We start from the raw sequence: 15,120 nt of genomic DNA, 5'->3' as shown, positions 1-15,120 counted from the left end.
CCTAACCAAAAAGAATCCCGTTGCAATGATTTTCGTAATGAGACATATTTTCGAAAATATGTAAAAATTGAGGAGCCGCTCGGATGAAGGCTGTACTGGTGCATCGCCCTGGAGGCCCGGACGCGCTCGACTATGTCGAGGTGCCGATGCCGGCGCTGGGCGAGCGGGATGTTCTGATCCGCGCCCAAGCCTTCGGCGTTGGCCAGCCTGACAAGCTGATCCGCAGCGGTGTCTACAAATGGATGCCACCGCTGCCGGCGAATCCCGGCAATGATGTCGCCGGAATCCTCGAAGCCGTCGGTGCGCAGGTGAGCGGGCTGGTCGTCGGCCAAAGGGTGCTCCTGAGCGCGCGCGACCTCGCCCAGCGCGGCGGCTGCTACGCCGAATATGTCGCCGCGCCTGCGGACGCGGTGCATGTACTGCCCGGGAACGTCGCGTTCGAAGACGCGGTGTGCCTGCCGAACTACCAGGTCGCCTGGGCACTGCTGCACAATTGCGGCTCCGCTACGCCGCCCCACTCCGCCCTCGTCATCGGCGCGGCCGGCGGGGTCGGGACGTCGCTGGTGCAGCTCGCAAAACTGGCCGACATGAAGGTGATCGGCACCGTCTCCACGCCGGAGAAGGCCGCCTTCGCGCGAAAGATGGGTGCCGACGAGATCATCTATTATCGCGATGAGGACGTCGTCGCCCGCACCCGTGCGCTGACCGCCGGACGCGGCGTCAGTCTCGTCCTCGATCACGTCTGCGGCCCCGAATTCTATTCCTATCTCGGCGCGCTCGATAAATGGGGCACCATCGTCTCCTACAACGCGTTTGCCGGACTGCCGACCGAAAACCTGATGGGCGAGATGCGGAAGTATCTCGACATCTGCCCGGCGATCCGCTGCTTCTCCTTTCACATCTACGATAACGACCGCGAAGTCCGGCGCGACATCATGCGAAAGGTGATCGGCTATCTCGCCGAGGGCGCCATTCGCCCGTCGATCTCTAGGCGCTTCAAGCTTTCCGAAGTTCGTGCCGCGCATGAACTGCTCGATTCCGGTGCAGCGTTCGGCAAAATCGTGATGACCCCGGATTGAGCTGGATGCCCGCACAGCCCAAACATTCTGCCTGAATTCAAGAGGTCACGAGATGATCAAGGTCAAGCGGCTGCGACACGTCACTTTCACCACTCCAAACATCGAGGCGCAGCTCGACTACTACCAGTCCATCATCGGGCTCGGCGTCATCCAGCGCAGCGATGGCCGGATCCTGCTCGGCACCGAGTCCGAGGAGCTGACGCTGGTTCTCGAACGCGGCGCAGCCTCGCAACTGACTTCCATTGCCTGTGAAGTTGCGCCCAGCCTCGATCCGGCCGACCTGCAGAAATCGCTGGCAAGCCTCGGCATCAAATCGGAGATCAGGAGCGACACGGCGCCGGGAATAGCGAAGGCACTCGTCTTCGACGATCCGGACGGACACCGGATCGAATTGTTCTCCGGTTGGGAGTTCTGCAAGGCCATCGAGCCGATCCGTGGCCTTGCCGTCGCCAAGCTCGGCCACGTCGCGCTCCATACGCCCGATCCCGAGCGAACCGCCAAATTCTTTGGCGACGTTCTCGGCTTCCGCGTCTCCGACCGCATCGAGGAGAACTTCGTCTTCATGCGCTGCGGCCCCGAACACCACGCGATGAACTTTGCGCGCGGCACCGACGGCCGTCTGCATCATCTCGCCTTCGAGCTGCGCGACGCCTCGCACATGCACCAGGCCTGCGACCTGCTCGGCCGCAACAAGTTTCAGATTCTCTGGGGACCGGTGCGGCATGGACCCGGCCACAACGTGGCGGTCTACCATTACAACCCCGACGGCTACCTGATCGAGCTCTATTACAGCATGGATCTGATGCTCGACGAAGAGCTCGGCTATTTCGAGCCGCGTCCCTGGCATCATGATCGTCCGCAGCGGCCGAAGACCTGGATCGGGTTGCCGCGCGACGTCTGGGGCGTCGGCCCGGCCAAGGAAGCGAACGAATTTTCTCCGGCGATGCGCGGCGTGAAGTAATCGCGCACGCCACCACCAGCCGGAACTGACGTTCAAAAAACGAAACACGAGGGATGAAACAGATGGCTCGATCGTTGAACGTCCTGCGCGGACGGTTGCGTGCCCTGCGTTGCTGCATCGCTGCCGCAGCGCTCAGCCTCACCTGCCTGGCGCCCTCCATCGCCGCCGCGCAGACGTATCCCAATCGGCCGATCCGGCTGCTGCACGGCTTTGCGGCGGGCGGCGCCGCCGACACCATGGCGCGCATCGTCTCCGACGGACTTTCCAAGCGCCTGGGGCAGGCGGTGGTGGTGGAAGCAAAGCCGGGCGCCGGCGGCAATCTCGCTGCGGACGCCATCGCCAAGTCCGCGCCGGACGGCTACACCATCGGCCTCGTCACGGGCGCACATGCGATCTCGGGCGCGTTGTACAAGCAGCTCGCCTATAGCCCGATCGATAGTTTCGATATGCTGTCGACGATGGTCTATTACGCACTGGTGATCGCGGTTCGCGCCGACCATCAGGCGAAGACGCTGGCGGACCTGGTTGCGCTGGCCAAAGCCAAGCCCGATGCCTTGAGCTACGGCTCGGTCGGTTTCGGCAGCACGCATCATCTCGCGGGTGAGCTGTTGAACGTCACCGCCGGCACCAAGATGGTGCACGTCCCCTATCGCGGTGACTCACTGACCGTCACCTCCCTGCTCGCCGGAGACGTTCCCGTGATCGTCGGGACAACCGTGCTGCTCGCAGGCCAGATCGAAAGCGGCGCCATTCGCGGCCTCGCCGTTACCTCGCCTGCGCGCACCAAGCTGCTGCCGAACGTGCCTTCCGTACAGGAAGCCGGCGTTGCGGGTTTCGACGTTCGCACCTGGGCCGGGCTGGTAGCTCCGAAGGGCACGCCGCCCGATATCGTGAAGCGGTTGAACACGGAGATCCAGTCGATGCTGGCCGACCCCGCAACGAAGACGGCGCTGGAGACGGCAACCGGCGGCGAGGTCCGCGGCAGCACGCCGCAGCAAATGCGCGCGCTGATCACGTCGGAGATCGACAAGTGGTCGAAGGTCATCAGCGACGCCGGTATCCCGCGCATTTGAGGGGTTGCGGCGAGGTTGGTGGAAAGCTCTGAGGCACCGCGCTCTCAGCCACAAGGCTGTCGTCACCCGCGAAAGCGGGTGATCCAGTATTCCAGAGACGTTCGCGGTCAATCGAGAAGCCGCGGCATACTGGATACCCCGCTTTCGCGGGGTATGACAGCGGGGGTGCTTCGCGCAGTGCCGTCGCAGTTTCCCAGCGCCATGAAGGAAAAGGCGCAAAACTGATGCGCAAGGCATTGTAGCATTGCGCGCGCGGGACTTGTCGTGCGGCGGAATTTTCGCCCTACTCGCCTCGCGACCATGACCAAGCCCGCACCAGTGCCGCCTGCCTTCCATCCGGTCCGGTGGCTGACCAACCAGCCTTACCTGCTGCTGAGCCTGACTTCGCTGTTCTGGGCCGGCAACATCGTGCTGGCGCGCCATGTCGCCGGGCACGTACCGCCGTTGACGCTGTCCTGTGTCCGCTGGATCGGCACCTTTCTGATCCTGCTGCCGTTTGCCTGGCCGCATCTGAAGCAGGACTGGCCGGTGCTGCGCGCGCATCTGCCGATGATGCTGTTCCTGTCGCTGGTCGGATTTGCCTACAACAATGCGATCTCCTACTGGGCGCTGCAATATACCGAGGCGCTGAATGCGCTTCTGATCCAGTCGGCGGGACCGCTGTTTGTCGCGCTGTGGTCGCTGGCGCTGTTCGGCGTCCGCCTGACGGGTGCGCAGCTTGCCGGCATCACCATCTCGCTCGCCGGCGTCCTGACCATCATCCTGCGCGGCGATTTTGGCGCGCTCGCCGGCATCAGCTTCAACCGCGGCGATCTGATGTTTGCAAGCTCGCTGGTGTCGTTTGGCCTCTATTCGGCGCTGATCCCGCGCCGGCCGGTGACGCGCGCGCTGTCGCTGATTTCATTCACCACCTGCTGCGGCGCGCTGATGCTGGTGCCGTTCTCGATATGGGAATTTTCGACCGGCGCGACGCTGAAGTTCGACATGATCTCGATGGCGACGCTGGGCTATGCCGTGATCTTTCCCTCGACGCTGGCGTACCTGTTCTTCAACCGCGGACTGGCGCTGATCGGGCCCAATCGTGCCGCGCCGTTCTTTCACCTGGTGCCCGTGTTCGGCTCGGCGATGGCGATCCTGCTGCTCGGTGAGCAGTTGCGGTTATTCCATCTGGTGGGCTATGCGCTGGTGCTGGCCGGCGTGGTGATCGCATCAAGGCGGGCATCGGCGAAGTGAGAGATCATGTCCCGTACGCGTTGCAGCGCTACTTCAGCGCTGCTACGCAGAGCCGGGACCCAGCGCAATGGGCCCCGGTTCAGCGGCGCATCACTTTGTGCTGCGCCGCGCCCGGGGCACGCGTGACGTGTTACCGCCTTCCACTTTCGATCCCGGCAGGCTAGCTTGCCGGCCATTTTCAACAGAAGAACAAACCGAGGAAACAACTATATGTTCGCGTTATTGAAGCGGTATCGGCCTGTCGCCGCAGCGGCTCCCCTAATGCTGGCGATGATCGCCACGGCTGCCGCGCAGGCCCCCTACCCGAACCGCAACATCACGCTGGTGCTGCCGTTCGCCGCCGGCAGCGGCACCGATACCACCACGCGCATCATTTCCAAGGAGCTCGGCACCGCGCTCGGCGCCGGCATCGTGATCGAAAACAAGCCGGGCGCCAACGGCTCGCTCGCGGCAAGCCAGGTCGCCCGCTCCGCGCCGGACGGCTACACGCTGATGGTGTCGACCAACACACCGCATTCGGCAAATCCTTATTTGATGAAGAACATGACCTACGACCCGGTCAAGGACTTCACGCCGATCGCGCGCAGCGGCGACCTGCCCTTCATGCTGGTGATCCACCCGGATATTCCGGCGAACTCGGTGGCCGAACTGATTGCGCTGGCGAAGAAGGAGCCGGGTAAATACTCCTATGCCAGCGGCAGCTCGGCTGCGATCGTCTCCGGCGCAACGTTTGCCCGCCTCGCCGGCATCGATCTGCTTCACGTCCCCTACAAGAGCTCGCCGCCCGCCTTGACCGATCTGATCGCCGGCCGCGTCTCAATGATGTTCATCGACGTCCCGACCGGCCTGCCCCACGTCAACGCCAAGGCGCTGAAGGCGCTCGCGGTCACCACCAAGCAGCGCTCGGCATTGTTGCCCGATCTCCCGACCATGAACGACACGGTGAAGGGTTTTGATATCACCTCGTGGCAAGGCTATTTCGGCCCCGCCGGCATGCCGAAGGATATCGTCGCCAGGCTGAACGCGGAAATCCGCAAGGTCGTCGAGCGCCCCGACATCAAGAGCCAGCTAGCGGAGCGCGGCATGGAAGCATTCTCCGGCACGCCGGAAGAGTTCGACGCCTTCGTGAAGGAGCAGCTCGTGGTGTGGGAGAAGCTGATTGCGGGCGCGGGAATCGAGAAGCAGTAAGGCGGCTGCCGCATTGTGTAGGGTGGGCAAAGGCGCCTTAGCGCCGTGCCCACCATCTATCCGTTGGACCGTCTTTGTGAATGGTGGGCACGCTACGCTTTGCCCACCCTACAATTCTGCCTTACGCCACGCGCACCTTGCCTAGGAACTCATCCACCGCGCTGCGCAGCATGCCGGACTGGGTGTCGAGTTCACGGGCGCTCGCCAGCACTTCGGATGCGGCCTTGCCGGTTGCGGCTGCCGCCGTGGTGACACCGCCGATATGCGTGGAGATTTCGTTCGATCCGGCCGCCACCGACTGGATGTTGCGGGCGATTTCGCGGGTGGCGCCGCCCTGCTGCTCGACGGCGGTCGAGATCGAGACGGTGATCTCGCTCATCTGCGCGATGGTCTCAGAGATGCCGCCGATCGAGGCCACGGCTTCGCTGGTGGACGCCTGCATGGCCGCGACCTGCGAGGAGATTTCCTCGGTCGCTTTCGCAGTCTGGTTGGCGAGCGCCTTCACTTCCGACGCCACCACCGCAAAGCCGCGGCCGGAATCGCCGGCGCGCGCCGCTTCGATGGTGGCGTTCAGCGCAAGCAGATTGGTTTGGGCAGCGATCGAGTGGATCAGCTTGACCACTTCGCCGATCTTCTCGGCGCCGGTCGAGAGCGCGCCGACGGTGGCGTTGGTACGCTCGGCGTCGCTGACCGCCTTGGCGGCGATCTCGCTGGAGCGCGTCACCTGGCGGGAAATCTCGGTGACCGAGCTGGAGAGCTCCTCGGCGGCGGACGCCACCGTGCCGACATTGTCGGACGAACGCTGCGACGCCGCGCCGACGGTCGCCGCCCGTGCGCTGGCGTCGCTGGCGGTCGTGGTCATGGATTGCGCGGTGCTCTGCATACCGGCGGCCGCCGTCGAAACCGAGCGGACGATGCCGGTCACGCTGCGTTCGAAGTCGCTGGCGATGCTTTCCATCGCCGCTCGCCGTTCGGCCTCGGCGCGCGCCTGCACCTCGGCTTCCTTCTGCTCCAGCCCGCGGATGCGAACCGCGTTGTCCTTGAAGATCTGCACGGTCGCGGCCATCGCGCCGATCTCGTCGCCGCGGCCGATGCCGGGAATTTCACCGTCGAGCCGGCCCTCGGCGAGGTCCTGCATGCGGGCGCCGAGCTGACCGAGCGGCTTCGAGATACTGCGGCCGATCATCCAGGCGATGCTGCCTGCAACCAGCGCGATGCCGAGAATGGCAAGCCCGAGCACTGCCGCGATCGGCTTCATTTTGGCGTCGAGGTCGTCGAGATAGGCGCCGGTGCCGACGAACATGTTCCAGCCCGGGATCGGAACAGCGTAGGAGAATTTGCGGATCAGCTCTTCTTGTCCGGGTTTGCGGAATTCATAGCGCAGCATGATTTCGCCGTTCGCCGCGATGCCGTCGCGCAGTTCGCGCACCAGCTTTCGGCCACCGGTGTCGATATCCATACGGTTCTGGCCGATCTGGCTGGGAACCGGGGCCAGCACGGCGACGCCATCCATCGTGTAGGCGAACACGTAGCCGTTGCCATTGTCGAAGGTCAGCGTATTGCCGCGCTTGCTGAACTCGGCAATCGCCGCCTCCTTGGTCATCTGGCCCGCGGCAACCTGCTTCTGCAGGCCGAGCGCCATGTTGCGCGCCATGTCGACGATCGCCTTGGTCTGCTCGATCCGCGCATTGAGCATCTCACGCTGCATCAAATAGCCCGCGAGCACACCGGCGGCGCAGAGGCCGAGCAGGGTCACGCCCACCAGAATACCGAGTTTGGGGGTGATCTTGAGATTGGTCAGCTTCACGGGGATCTCCGGAAATAGGCGCGTGGCACGCGATTGGCCGATTGATTCGGCGCACAATATCGTGAGACCCTTTAGCGCTTTGTTACGAAGGCCAGCGGAAATCCGGCAGAAAGCGATGCTGCCGATCAAGCAGCAACCGGCAATTGTAGCCGAAGCAAGTCAAGTCGCGTAAAAGGTGAAAAGTACGATGAAAGTGGCGGCGCCCGCCGCCTCAACCAACACCGAAAAATAAAATCGGGAGCAGGAAATGCCGAAATTCAGGGTGGTGACGCCGAAGGGCGCGAGCTTCACGGTCGCCGGCGGCGGCTATGACTATGAGAAGGAAGCGCTCGATCCGATCGGGGCCGAAATCATCGAGGCGCCGGCCAACGAGGCGGAATTCATCGCTGCCGCAAAAACCGCGGACGCGATCTACGCCAAGGGCATGCCGATTACCAAAGCCGTCATCGACGCGCTCGAAAATTGCAAGGTGATCACGCTCGGCAGCGTCGGCGTCGACAGTGTCGACGTCAAGGCCGCCACCGCCCGCGGCATCCCGGTCACCAACATTCCCGACACCTTCATTGAAGAGGTCGCCGACCACGCCATGATGCTGCTGCTGGCGGGTTTTCGGCGGCTGGTCGAGCAGGACAAGATGGCGCGCACCGGCCGCTGGTCCGAGGGCCGGCCTGCGCTTTTGAAGATCCCGCGGCTGATGGGCCAGACGCTCGGCTTCATCTCGTTCGGCCGGGTGGCGCGCGCCGTTGCCAAGCGCGCCGCCCCCTTCGGCCTGCGCATGATGGCCTATGACCCGTTCATCCAGGAAACGCTGATGTACGACCACGGCGTGATCCCGGCGACGCTGTCGGAGGTGCTGCAACAGTCGGATTTCGTCTCGATGCACGCGCCGGCCCGGCCCGAGGTGCATCACATGCTGACCGAGAAGCATTTCCGCCAGATGAAAAATTCGGCCGTCTTCATCAATACCGGCCGCGGCGCCACCGTGGACGAGGAAGCGCTGATCAAGGCGCTGCAGGAGGGCTGGATCGCGCACGCCGCCCTCGACGTGCTGGAAAAGGAGCCGCCGTCGCACAACAATCCGATACTTTCGATGGAAAACGTCACCCTGACCGCCCATGTAGCGTCGGCCTCGGCACGTTTTGACGAGGCGCGCAAGCGCCGCGTGGGCTACGAATTGTCACTGGTCCTGTCCGGCATGTGGCCGGTAAGCTGTGTCAATCCGTCGGTGCTGCAAAACACCTCGCTCCGCCGCTGGCAACCCGTCAGCATGGACCGAGGGCCCAACAGCTAACACGGCGAAAGCGTTTCGAACGACAGGGTTCACCGGCGATTCAACGCCGGGAACCGATACAGGGAGAGCACCATGAGGAACGACATCACCCGTCGCGATGCGTTGGCTTTGGGCGCCTCGGCAGCGGCTCTGGCCGTGACCGGCGCATCGGCGCAAACCGCATCCACCATCAAAGCCGCCGACGTCCCCGCCCCCAAGTTCGCAATCGAAAAAGGCGCATCCTTGCGCATGCTGCGCCCGGTCCGCTTCGTGCAGGCCGACGAGGACGTGTTCCGCGCCAACGCGGCCAAATTCTCCAAGGAGACCGGCATCGAGGTCAAGGTCGACTTCGTCGGCTGGGAAGACATCAGCCAGCAGACCGCGGTGACCTCGAATTCCGGCGCCGGCCCGGATATCATCATCGGCTTCTCCGATGCGCCGCATATCTATGTCGACAAGCTGGTCGAACTGAACGACGTCACCGATTATCTCGGCAAGCGCTACGGCGGCTGGCTGCCGCTGGCGCAGACGTACGGCAAGCGCAGCAAGAGCGACAAATGGATCGGATTGCCGTTCGGCGCCACTGCCGGCCCGCTGATCTACCGAAAATCGGTGCTGCAATCGATCGGCTACGACAAGGTCCCGGAAGACAGTGCCGGATTTGTGGACCTTTGCCAGAAGCTGCACAAGGCCGGCAAGCCGGCCGGCTTCGCGTTGGGCAACGCCAAGGGCGACGGCAACGGTTTTGCCAACTGGGCGCTGTGGTCGCACAACGCTTCGCTGCTCGATGAAGAGGGTAATATCATCATCAACAGCAAGGAGACCATCGAAGCGCTGAAGTGGGTCAAGGCACTGTACCCGACCTTCATCGCCGGCACGTCATCGTGGAACGACGTCAGCAACAACCGCGCCTACTCCTCGCAGGAAATCTCGCTGACCGCCAACGGCGTCTCGCTGTACTTCTCGCTGAAGAACGATCCGGCGACCAAGGCGATTGCCGAGGACAGCGAGCATCAACTGCTGCCGAAGGGCCTCGCCAAGGTCTCGCCGATGGCCGGCCTGACGCTGAACGCGATGTTGTTCAAGCACAGCCCCTATCCCAATGCCGCAAAGGCGTTCCTGCAATTCATGATGGAAAAGGAACAGTACGAGCCGTGGCTCAACGCCAACTCCGGCTACTGGTCGCAGCCGCTTGCCGCCTATGCCGACGCCGCGGTCTGGTCCAGCGACCCCAAGGTCTCGATCTTCAAGAACACCATGCAGAGCACCTACTACGATGGCTACAAGGGGCCGATTTCGACCGCAACCGGTGCGGTCAGCGCCGACTACGTGCTGATCCAGATGTGCGCCGCGGTCGCGACAGGTGCCCAGACGCCGGAGGCCGCCGCCGCGGAGGCGGAGCAGCGTGCGAAGCGGTACTTCCGGCGCCAGGGGCGGTAGGGCAAGTAGAGCGGCGTCAGCGATTGACACGCCGTCATTCCGGGATGGTGCGTAAGCACCAGACCCGGAATCTCGAGATTCTCAGGTGCGCAATTGCGCACCATAGTTCGATGCTGCGCATCGCCCCGGAATGACACCGACCAAGTCAGGACAAGTATCTGATGTCCGTAACCACTCTACCATCGCGCGGCATCGCGCTCCGGCAACCGGGCTGGATCGCGCGCCTGTTCGACTACAAGCCGTTCCTGATCGTGATGTGCCTTGCGCCAGCGATCGGGCTGTTGACGGTGTTCCTCACCTACCCGCTCGGCCTCGGCGTCTGGCTCGCCTTCACCGACACCACGATCGGCCAGCGCGGCATCTTCATTGGCCTGGAGAATTTCCAGTATCTGTGGACCGATCCCTTGTGGTGGGGCGCGGTGTTCTACAGTGTGTTCTACACGGCGATCGCGACCTTCGGGAAATTCGCGCTCGGCTTCTGGCTGGCGCTCCTGCTCAACAACCACTTCCCGCTCAAGAGCCTGTTGCGCGCCATCGTGCTGTTGCCGTGGATCGTGCCGACGGTGCTGTCGGCGCTGGCGTTCTGGTGGATTTACGATCCGCAGTTCTCGATCATCTCCTATCTCTTGGTCGACGTGCTGCATATCCGCTCGACCAACATCGACTTCCTCGGCACGCCGTGGCCGGCGCGCTTCTCGCTGATCGCAGCCAACATCTGGCGCGGCATTCCGTTCGTGGCGATCTCGCTGCTGGCGGGCCTGCAGACCATCTCGCCCTCGCTCTATGAAGCTGCGATGCTGGACGGCGCCACCGCCTGGCAGCGCTTCCGCTACATCACCTTGCCGATGATGATGCCGATTCTGGCGATCGTGATGACGTTCTCGATCATCTTCACTTTTACCGACTTCCAGCTCGTCTATGCCATCACCCGCGGCGGTCCGGTCAATTCCACGCACCTGCTGGCGACGCTGGCGTTCCAGCGCGGCATCGCCGGCGGCGAGCTTGGCGAGGGTGCAGCGATCGCGGTCTCGATGATCCCGTTCCTCGTGTTCGCGACGTTGTTCAGCTACTTCGGCCTGGCGCGCCGCAAATGGCAGCAGGGAGAAGCCAATGACTGACGTAGCTGCCCAATCCACCAACGCCGCCAGCGCCACGCCGGACACCATGGCGTGGGATTCCCGCGCGCGGCGGGTGATGATGATCTATCTGCCGCTCGCCTGCTTCGTGCTGATCCTGCTGTTCCCGTTCTACTGGATGGCGATCACCTCGTTCAAACCGAACGCGGAGCTTCTGAACTACAAGCAGCACAATCCGTTCTGGATCTCCTCGCCGACGCTGGCGCACATCAAGCATCTCTTGTTCGACACTGCCTATCCGACCTGGCTCAAGACCACGATGTTCGTGGCGATCGGCTCCACCTTCCTGTCGCTGTTCGCTTCGACGCTCGCAGCTTACGCGATCGAGCGCTTGCGCTTCCGCGGCAGCCCCTATGTGGGCTTGGGGATCTATCTCGCCTATCTGGTGCCGCCCTCGATCCTGTTCATTCCGTTAGCCACCGTGATCGTGCAGTTCGGCCTGTTCGATTCACCGATGGCGCTGATCCTGGTATATCCGACCTTCCTGGTGCCGTTCTGTACCTGGCTATTGATCGGCTATTTCAAGTCGATCCCCTATGAGCTCGAGGAATGCGCACTGGTCGATGGCGCCACACGGCTGCAAATCCTGCGGCGTATCACGCTGCCGCTCGCAGTGCCCGGGCTGATCTCGGCCGGCATCTTCTCTTTCACGCTGTCGTGGAACGAGTTCATCTACGCGCTCGCCTTCATCCAGAGCGGCGCCAACAAGACGGTGCCGGTCGCGATCCTGACCGAGCTCGTCACCGGCGACGTCTACCAGTGGGGTGCCCTGATGGCCGGTTCGCTGCTCGGCTCGCTGCCGGTCGCGCTGTTTTATTCGCTGTTCGTGGATTATTACGTGTCGTCCCTGACCGGCGCGGTGAAGGAGTAACTAGCGAAGCCCAAACGACACCGGCATGGTGAAGCTCATCGAAGCCTGCTTCATGTCGGGCGGAAACGGCGGGAATGGTTGCGCCCGACGAAGCGTCGCCAGACTCTCCGCATCGAGCGCCGCATGGCCGGTTGATCCGACCAGTTTGCTCGCCATCACCTGACCGCTGCGACTCAGGGTGAAATTCACCCGGCCAACGCCCTGTTTGCCGGCGGCCTTGGCCTCCGGCGGATATTGCTTGAAGCGACGCAGGTGGGCGAGGACGAGTTGGTTGTAGGAAGCAATGGCCGCCGCTGACGCGCCAGAGCTGACCGCCGACGCAGCCGGTGCCTGACGCTCAGCCCGAGGGGAAGCCGTTGTGCGCGGCGCGGGCGGAGCCTCCGTCGGCTTCTTTGCCTCCGCACGCACTACCTTTGGCTTTACCGGAGCTGGCTTTTTCTCGGGCTCGACCTTGGCGGGCTCGGGCTTCGGCGGGATAGGCTCGGCCTTCTGCTCCGGCGGGGCGACGACCTCCGGTTTCTCCTGTGGAGGTGTCGGCGCAATCTGTTCCGGCACGACCTCCTGCTGCGCCGCCTCGGGCGGCGGCGACGCGTCGGCCTGCTGCATCACCGGTCCCGGCGCGAGGTCCATCGGTGTCGGCTGCGGCGCGGAAGAGACCGGCGCCATGTCGACCATGATCGCCGGCATCGAGACGCCAGGCGTGGGCCGCTGCGTGGTCCAATTTATCGCCACGGCGACCAGCGCGGCATGCGCCGCCACGATCGCAAACGCCGATGCGCCCCAGCGCCGGACGGCGACCTGGTCGGAGACATCGTGGAGCGCGAACGCGTTCATGGCCTTAGCTTCGGCCGTCGAGGCCGACCAGCGCGATCTTGAGATAGCCGGCGTTGCGCAGAAGGTTCATCACCTCCATCAGGTCGCCATAGCTGACCGCCTTGTCGGCGCGCAGAAAGATACGCTCGTCCTTTTTCCCCTGCGTGGCGCTATCGAGCGTAGAGGTCAGCGCATCGCGCGCGATGACGTCCTCGCCGACCGCAACCGACAGGTCCGGCTTCACGGTGACGAACACAGGCTTGTCCGGGCGCGGCGACGGCTCGACCGCGCTGGCCGGGAGATCGACGCCGAGATCAACGGTAGCGAGTGGCGCGGCAACCATGAAGATGATCAGCAGCACCAGCATTACGTCGATGAACGGCGTGACGTTGATCTCGTGATTCTCGACAAGATCGTCGCCACCGCCGCGCGCCCGTCCGCCGACTGTTTGCCCGAGCTTCGCGCCCATTGGCTACTCCGCAGCGCGCGCCAGGCGGAACGAACCGCGGTCGCCCTCGCGGCTGATCAGGAGCAGCACCAGCGCCGAGGCATCGCCGAGCAGCGCGCGATGGGCTGAGATCGTGCGGGTGAGATGGTTGTAGATCACGACTGCCGGGATCGCCGCGACCAGACCGAGCGCGGTCGCGAGCAATGCCTCCGCAATGCCGGGCGCGACCACGGCAAGGTTGGTGGTCTTGGCCTCGGAAATGCCGATGAACGAATTCATGATGCCCCAGACCGTCCCGAACAGGCCGACAAACGGCGCGGTGGCGCCAATGGTCGCGAGCACGCCGGTGCCGCGGGCGATCTGCCTGGACATCGCCGCCTCGACCCGCTCCAGCCGCAGCGCGACACGCTCCTTGAGACCGTCGTCGAAATGTCCGCCGGAGAGGCTGGCTTCGCGCGCGGCGGACTGAATGATCTGCGCCACCGCATCGTTGCCGCCGCGGGTTTCCTGCTCGGCCTTGGCCAGCACCGTATCGGTTTCCAGCATGCTCAAGCGCCGTTTGGCCGTCGCGGTCTTGCGGCGGATTTCGATGGTCTTGGCCAGCCAGATCGTCCACGTCACCAGCGAGGCGAAGGCCAAGCCCACCATGACCGCCTGCACCACCACGTCCGCATTCACGAACATGTTCCAGGGCGACAGGTTGCGCGGCAGCAGCGCAACATCGGTGGCGGCCAGCGCCGCGCCCGGCATTCCAGACACACCGGCAACGCCGCACCAACGGATCATAACGTTCAGCATCGTTCGCTGCATGATCGTCTCCCGGGCTGACAATGCGGATCGGTTACGCCGCGCGGGCGGGCGCGATCCTTTCCGCCAACGCATGAAAGCGCTGCAACTGGTCGCCGCGCAGCGCGCGCTGCTCGTCGCGGCCGACAAACACCTTGAACATGATGCCGCCGTCGACATTGACGAATGCAATGAAGGCCGACGACTTGCCCATGAAGGGCCGCTCGACAAAAGCGATGGCTCCGCAGCGCTCGTGCCGGAGATGGCCGTGCAGCCCCTTCGGCTGCATCAGGTTGAAGTAGCCGCGGCCGATCTCGCCGGCGGGGATGGCGCCGGTAAACTCGAAGATCGCATCGTCGGTGTGGACGATCAACGTCACCTCGCCCCATTGCGCGACGTCGGCCATCGCGCCGGCGAATTCGCCGCCGGGGCCGAGGCGCACCATCGTGTCGGGCAGCGCTTCGAGCACGGCGCGCGGCGTGACCTTGCGCTCCCGCGCCACGTCCTCGATCACCGCACCCGGATTCTCCGCCATATGCGCCTTGAGGTCGGCAAGCTCCGTGCTCAACATTGCAACCTCCCTTACGCAGCAGCGCTGGACTTGCGCTCGCTGAGGATCACTTCAAATCCTTCGAACTTGGGGTGGCCGAGATAGAGGCTTTCGCCGGTCTGATTGTCCGCGCGGGCATGCGCGCGGCGGAACTCTTCCGAACGGGTCCAGGCTTCGAAGGCCGCCTTGTCGACCCAGACCGTGTGCGACGAATACAGCGTGTGATCCTCGGCGACGGGTCCCTTCAGCAGGTGAAACTCGACGAAGCCGGCCATGTTGCTGAGATAGGACTCGCGCGAGCGCCAGACATTCTCGAAGGCCGCTTCAGAGCCAATCTTCACCTGGAACCGGTTCATCGCGATAAACATTTGAAATCTCCTTGCTGGGTTGCTGGGGTGCGCCTGGCGTACCGTTTGAGTTGGTTGGAAACATGGATGCACCGAAGCCGCGCTGGAGCATCAGCGC

Annotated in this window: 15 protein-coding genes; 9 read left to right on the top strand and 6 right to left on the bottom strand. The window is 63.8% G+C overall.

The genetic code is table 11. The features are described from left to right. The first annotated feature begins 83 nt into the window (after window positions 1-83). From V1277_RS21105 to V1277_RS21085, 5 genes are all read left to right on the top strand, one after another. On the top strand, window positions 84-1,079 hold the full coding sequence (locus tag V1277_RS21105) for a zinc-dependent alcohol dehydrogenase family protein (protein WP_334417934.1): 996 nt from the start codon (window positions 84-86) through the stop codon (window positions 1,077-1,079). A 52-nt stretch (window positions 1,080-1,131) separates the two neighbouring features. Then, window positions 1,132-2,040, top strand: coding sequence for a VOC family protein (locus V1277_RS21100; protein ID WP_334417933.1), 909 nt, complete (start codon window positions 1,132-1,134; stop codon window positions 2,038-2,040). 62 nt (window positions 2,041-2,102) lie between these two features. Continuing rightward, entirely contained in the window at window positions 2,103-3,113 is a 1,011-nt protein-coding gene (locus tag V1277_RS21095; RefSeq protein WP_334417932.1) for a Bug family tripartite tricarboxylate transporter substrate binding protein, read from the top strand. Between the two features lie 300 nt (window positions 3,114-3,413). Beyond that, a complete protein-coding gene (locus V1277_RS21090; protein WP_334417931.1) occupies window positions 3,414-4,346 on the top strand; it encodes a DMT family transporter in 933 nt (310 codons plus the stop codon). Between the two features lie 261 nt (window positions 4,347-4,607). Beyond that, window positions 4,608-5,534, top strand: coding sequence for a Bug family tripartite tricarboxylate transporter substrate binding protein (locus tag V1277_RS21085; RefSeq protein ID WP_442894592.1), 927 nt, complete (start codon window positions 4,608-4,610; stop codon window positions 5,532-5,534). Window positions 5,535-5,655: 121 nt separating this feature from the next. Here the strand turns inward: V1277_RS21085 and V1277_RS21080 are convergent, their stop codons facing one another. Next, entirely contained in the window at window positions 5,656-7,341 is a 1,686-nt protein-coding gene (locus V1277_RS21080; RefSeq protein WP_334417930.1) for a methyl-accepting chemotaxis protein, read from the bottom strand. A 247-nt stretch (window positions 7,342-7,588) separates the two neighbouring features. On the opposite strand from V1277_RS21080, the gene V1277_RS21075 reads away from it, so the two are divergent. The 4 genes from V1277_RS21075 to V1277_RS21060 all read left to right on the top strand — a co-directional run bounded on the left by V1277_RS21075 (window position 7,589) and on the right by V1277_RS21060 (window position 12,058). Then, window positions 7,589-8,632, top strand: a complete 1,044-nt coding sequence (locus V1277_RS21075) for a C-terminal binding protein (RefSeq protein ID WP_334417929.1) — start codon at window positions 7,589-7,591, stop codon at window positions 8,630-8,632. Between the two features lie 72 nt (window positions 8,633-8,704). Then, a complete protein-coding gene (locus V1277_RS21070) occupies window positions 8,705-10,051 on the top strand; it encodes an ABC transporter substrate-binding protein (RefSeq protein ID WP_334417928.1) in 1,347 nt (448 codons plus the stop codon). 161 nt (window positions 10,052-10,212) lie between these two features. Further along, window positions 10,213-11,169, top strand: coding sequence for a carbohydrate ABC transporter permease (locus tag V1277_RS21065; protein WP_334366855.1), 957 nt, complete (start codon window positions 10,213-10,215; stop codon window positions 11,167-11,169). Then, a complete protein-coding gene (locus V1277_RS21060) occupies window positions 11,162-12,058 on the top strand; it encodes a carbohydrate ABC transporter permease (RefSeq protein ID WP_057842177.1) in 897 nt (298 codons plus the stop codon). Before V1277_RS21065 ends, V1277_RS21060 begins: the two co-directional genes overlap by 8 nt. On the opposite strand, the gene V1277_RS21055 is transcribed toward V1277_RS21060, so the two are convergent. Genes V1277_RS21055 through V1277_RS21035 form a run of 5 tightly spaced genes read right to left on the bottom strand, consistent with a single transcriptional unit; the run spans window position 12,059 to window position 15,023 of the window. Beyond that, on the bottom strand, window positions 12,059-12,892 hold the full coding sequence (locus tag V1277_RS21055) for an energy transducer TonB (protein WP_334417927.1): 834 nt from the start codon (window positions 12,890-12,892) through the stop codon (window positions 12,059-12,061). Between the two features lie 4 nt (window positions 12,893-12,896). Continuing rightward, window positions 12,897-13,340, bottom strand: a complete 444-nt coding sequence (exbD, locus tag V1277_RS21050) for a TonB system transport protein ExbD (RefSeq protein ID WP_334417926.1) — start codon at window positions 13,338-13,340, stop codon at window positions 12,897-12,899. A 3-nt stretch (window positions 13,341-13,343) separates the two neighbouring features. After that, window positions 13,344-14,105: a tonB-system energizer ExbB gene (gene exbB / locus V1277_RS21045; RefSeq protein WP_442894591.1), complete on the bottom strand. Its 762-nt coding sequence runs from the start codon at window positions 14,103-14,105 to the stop codon at window positions 13,344-13,346. 55 nt (window positions 14,106-14,160) lie between these two features. Next, the gene (gene hutX / locus V1277_RS21040) at window positions 14,161-14,676 is read right to left on the bottom strand and encodes a heme utilization cystosolic carrier protein HutX (RefSeq protein ID WP_334417925.1); all 516 of its coding nucleotides are present in this window, start codon (window positions 14,674-14,676) and stop codon (window positions 14,161-14,163) included. A gap of 11 nt (window positions 14,677-14,687) precedes the next feature. Next, on the bottom strand, window positions 14,688-15,023 hold the full coding sequence (locus V1277_RS21035) for an antibiotic biosynthesis monooxygenase family protein (RefSeq protein ID WP_334366851.1): 336 nt from the start codon (window positions 15,021-15,023) through the stop codon (window positions 14,688-14,690). Window positions 15,024-15,120 lie beyond the last annotated feature (97 nt).

This window comes from Bradyrhizobium sp. AZCC 1588 (genome assembly GCF_036924735.1).
GTDB lineage: Bacteria > Pseudomonadota > Alphaproteobacteria > Rhizobiales > Xanthobacteraceae > Bradyrhizobium.
The sequence above is the reverse complement of the archived record's forward strand: the minus strand, read 5'-3'. Positions and strand labels throughout refer to the sequence as shown.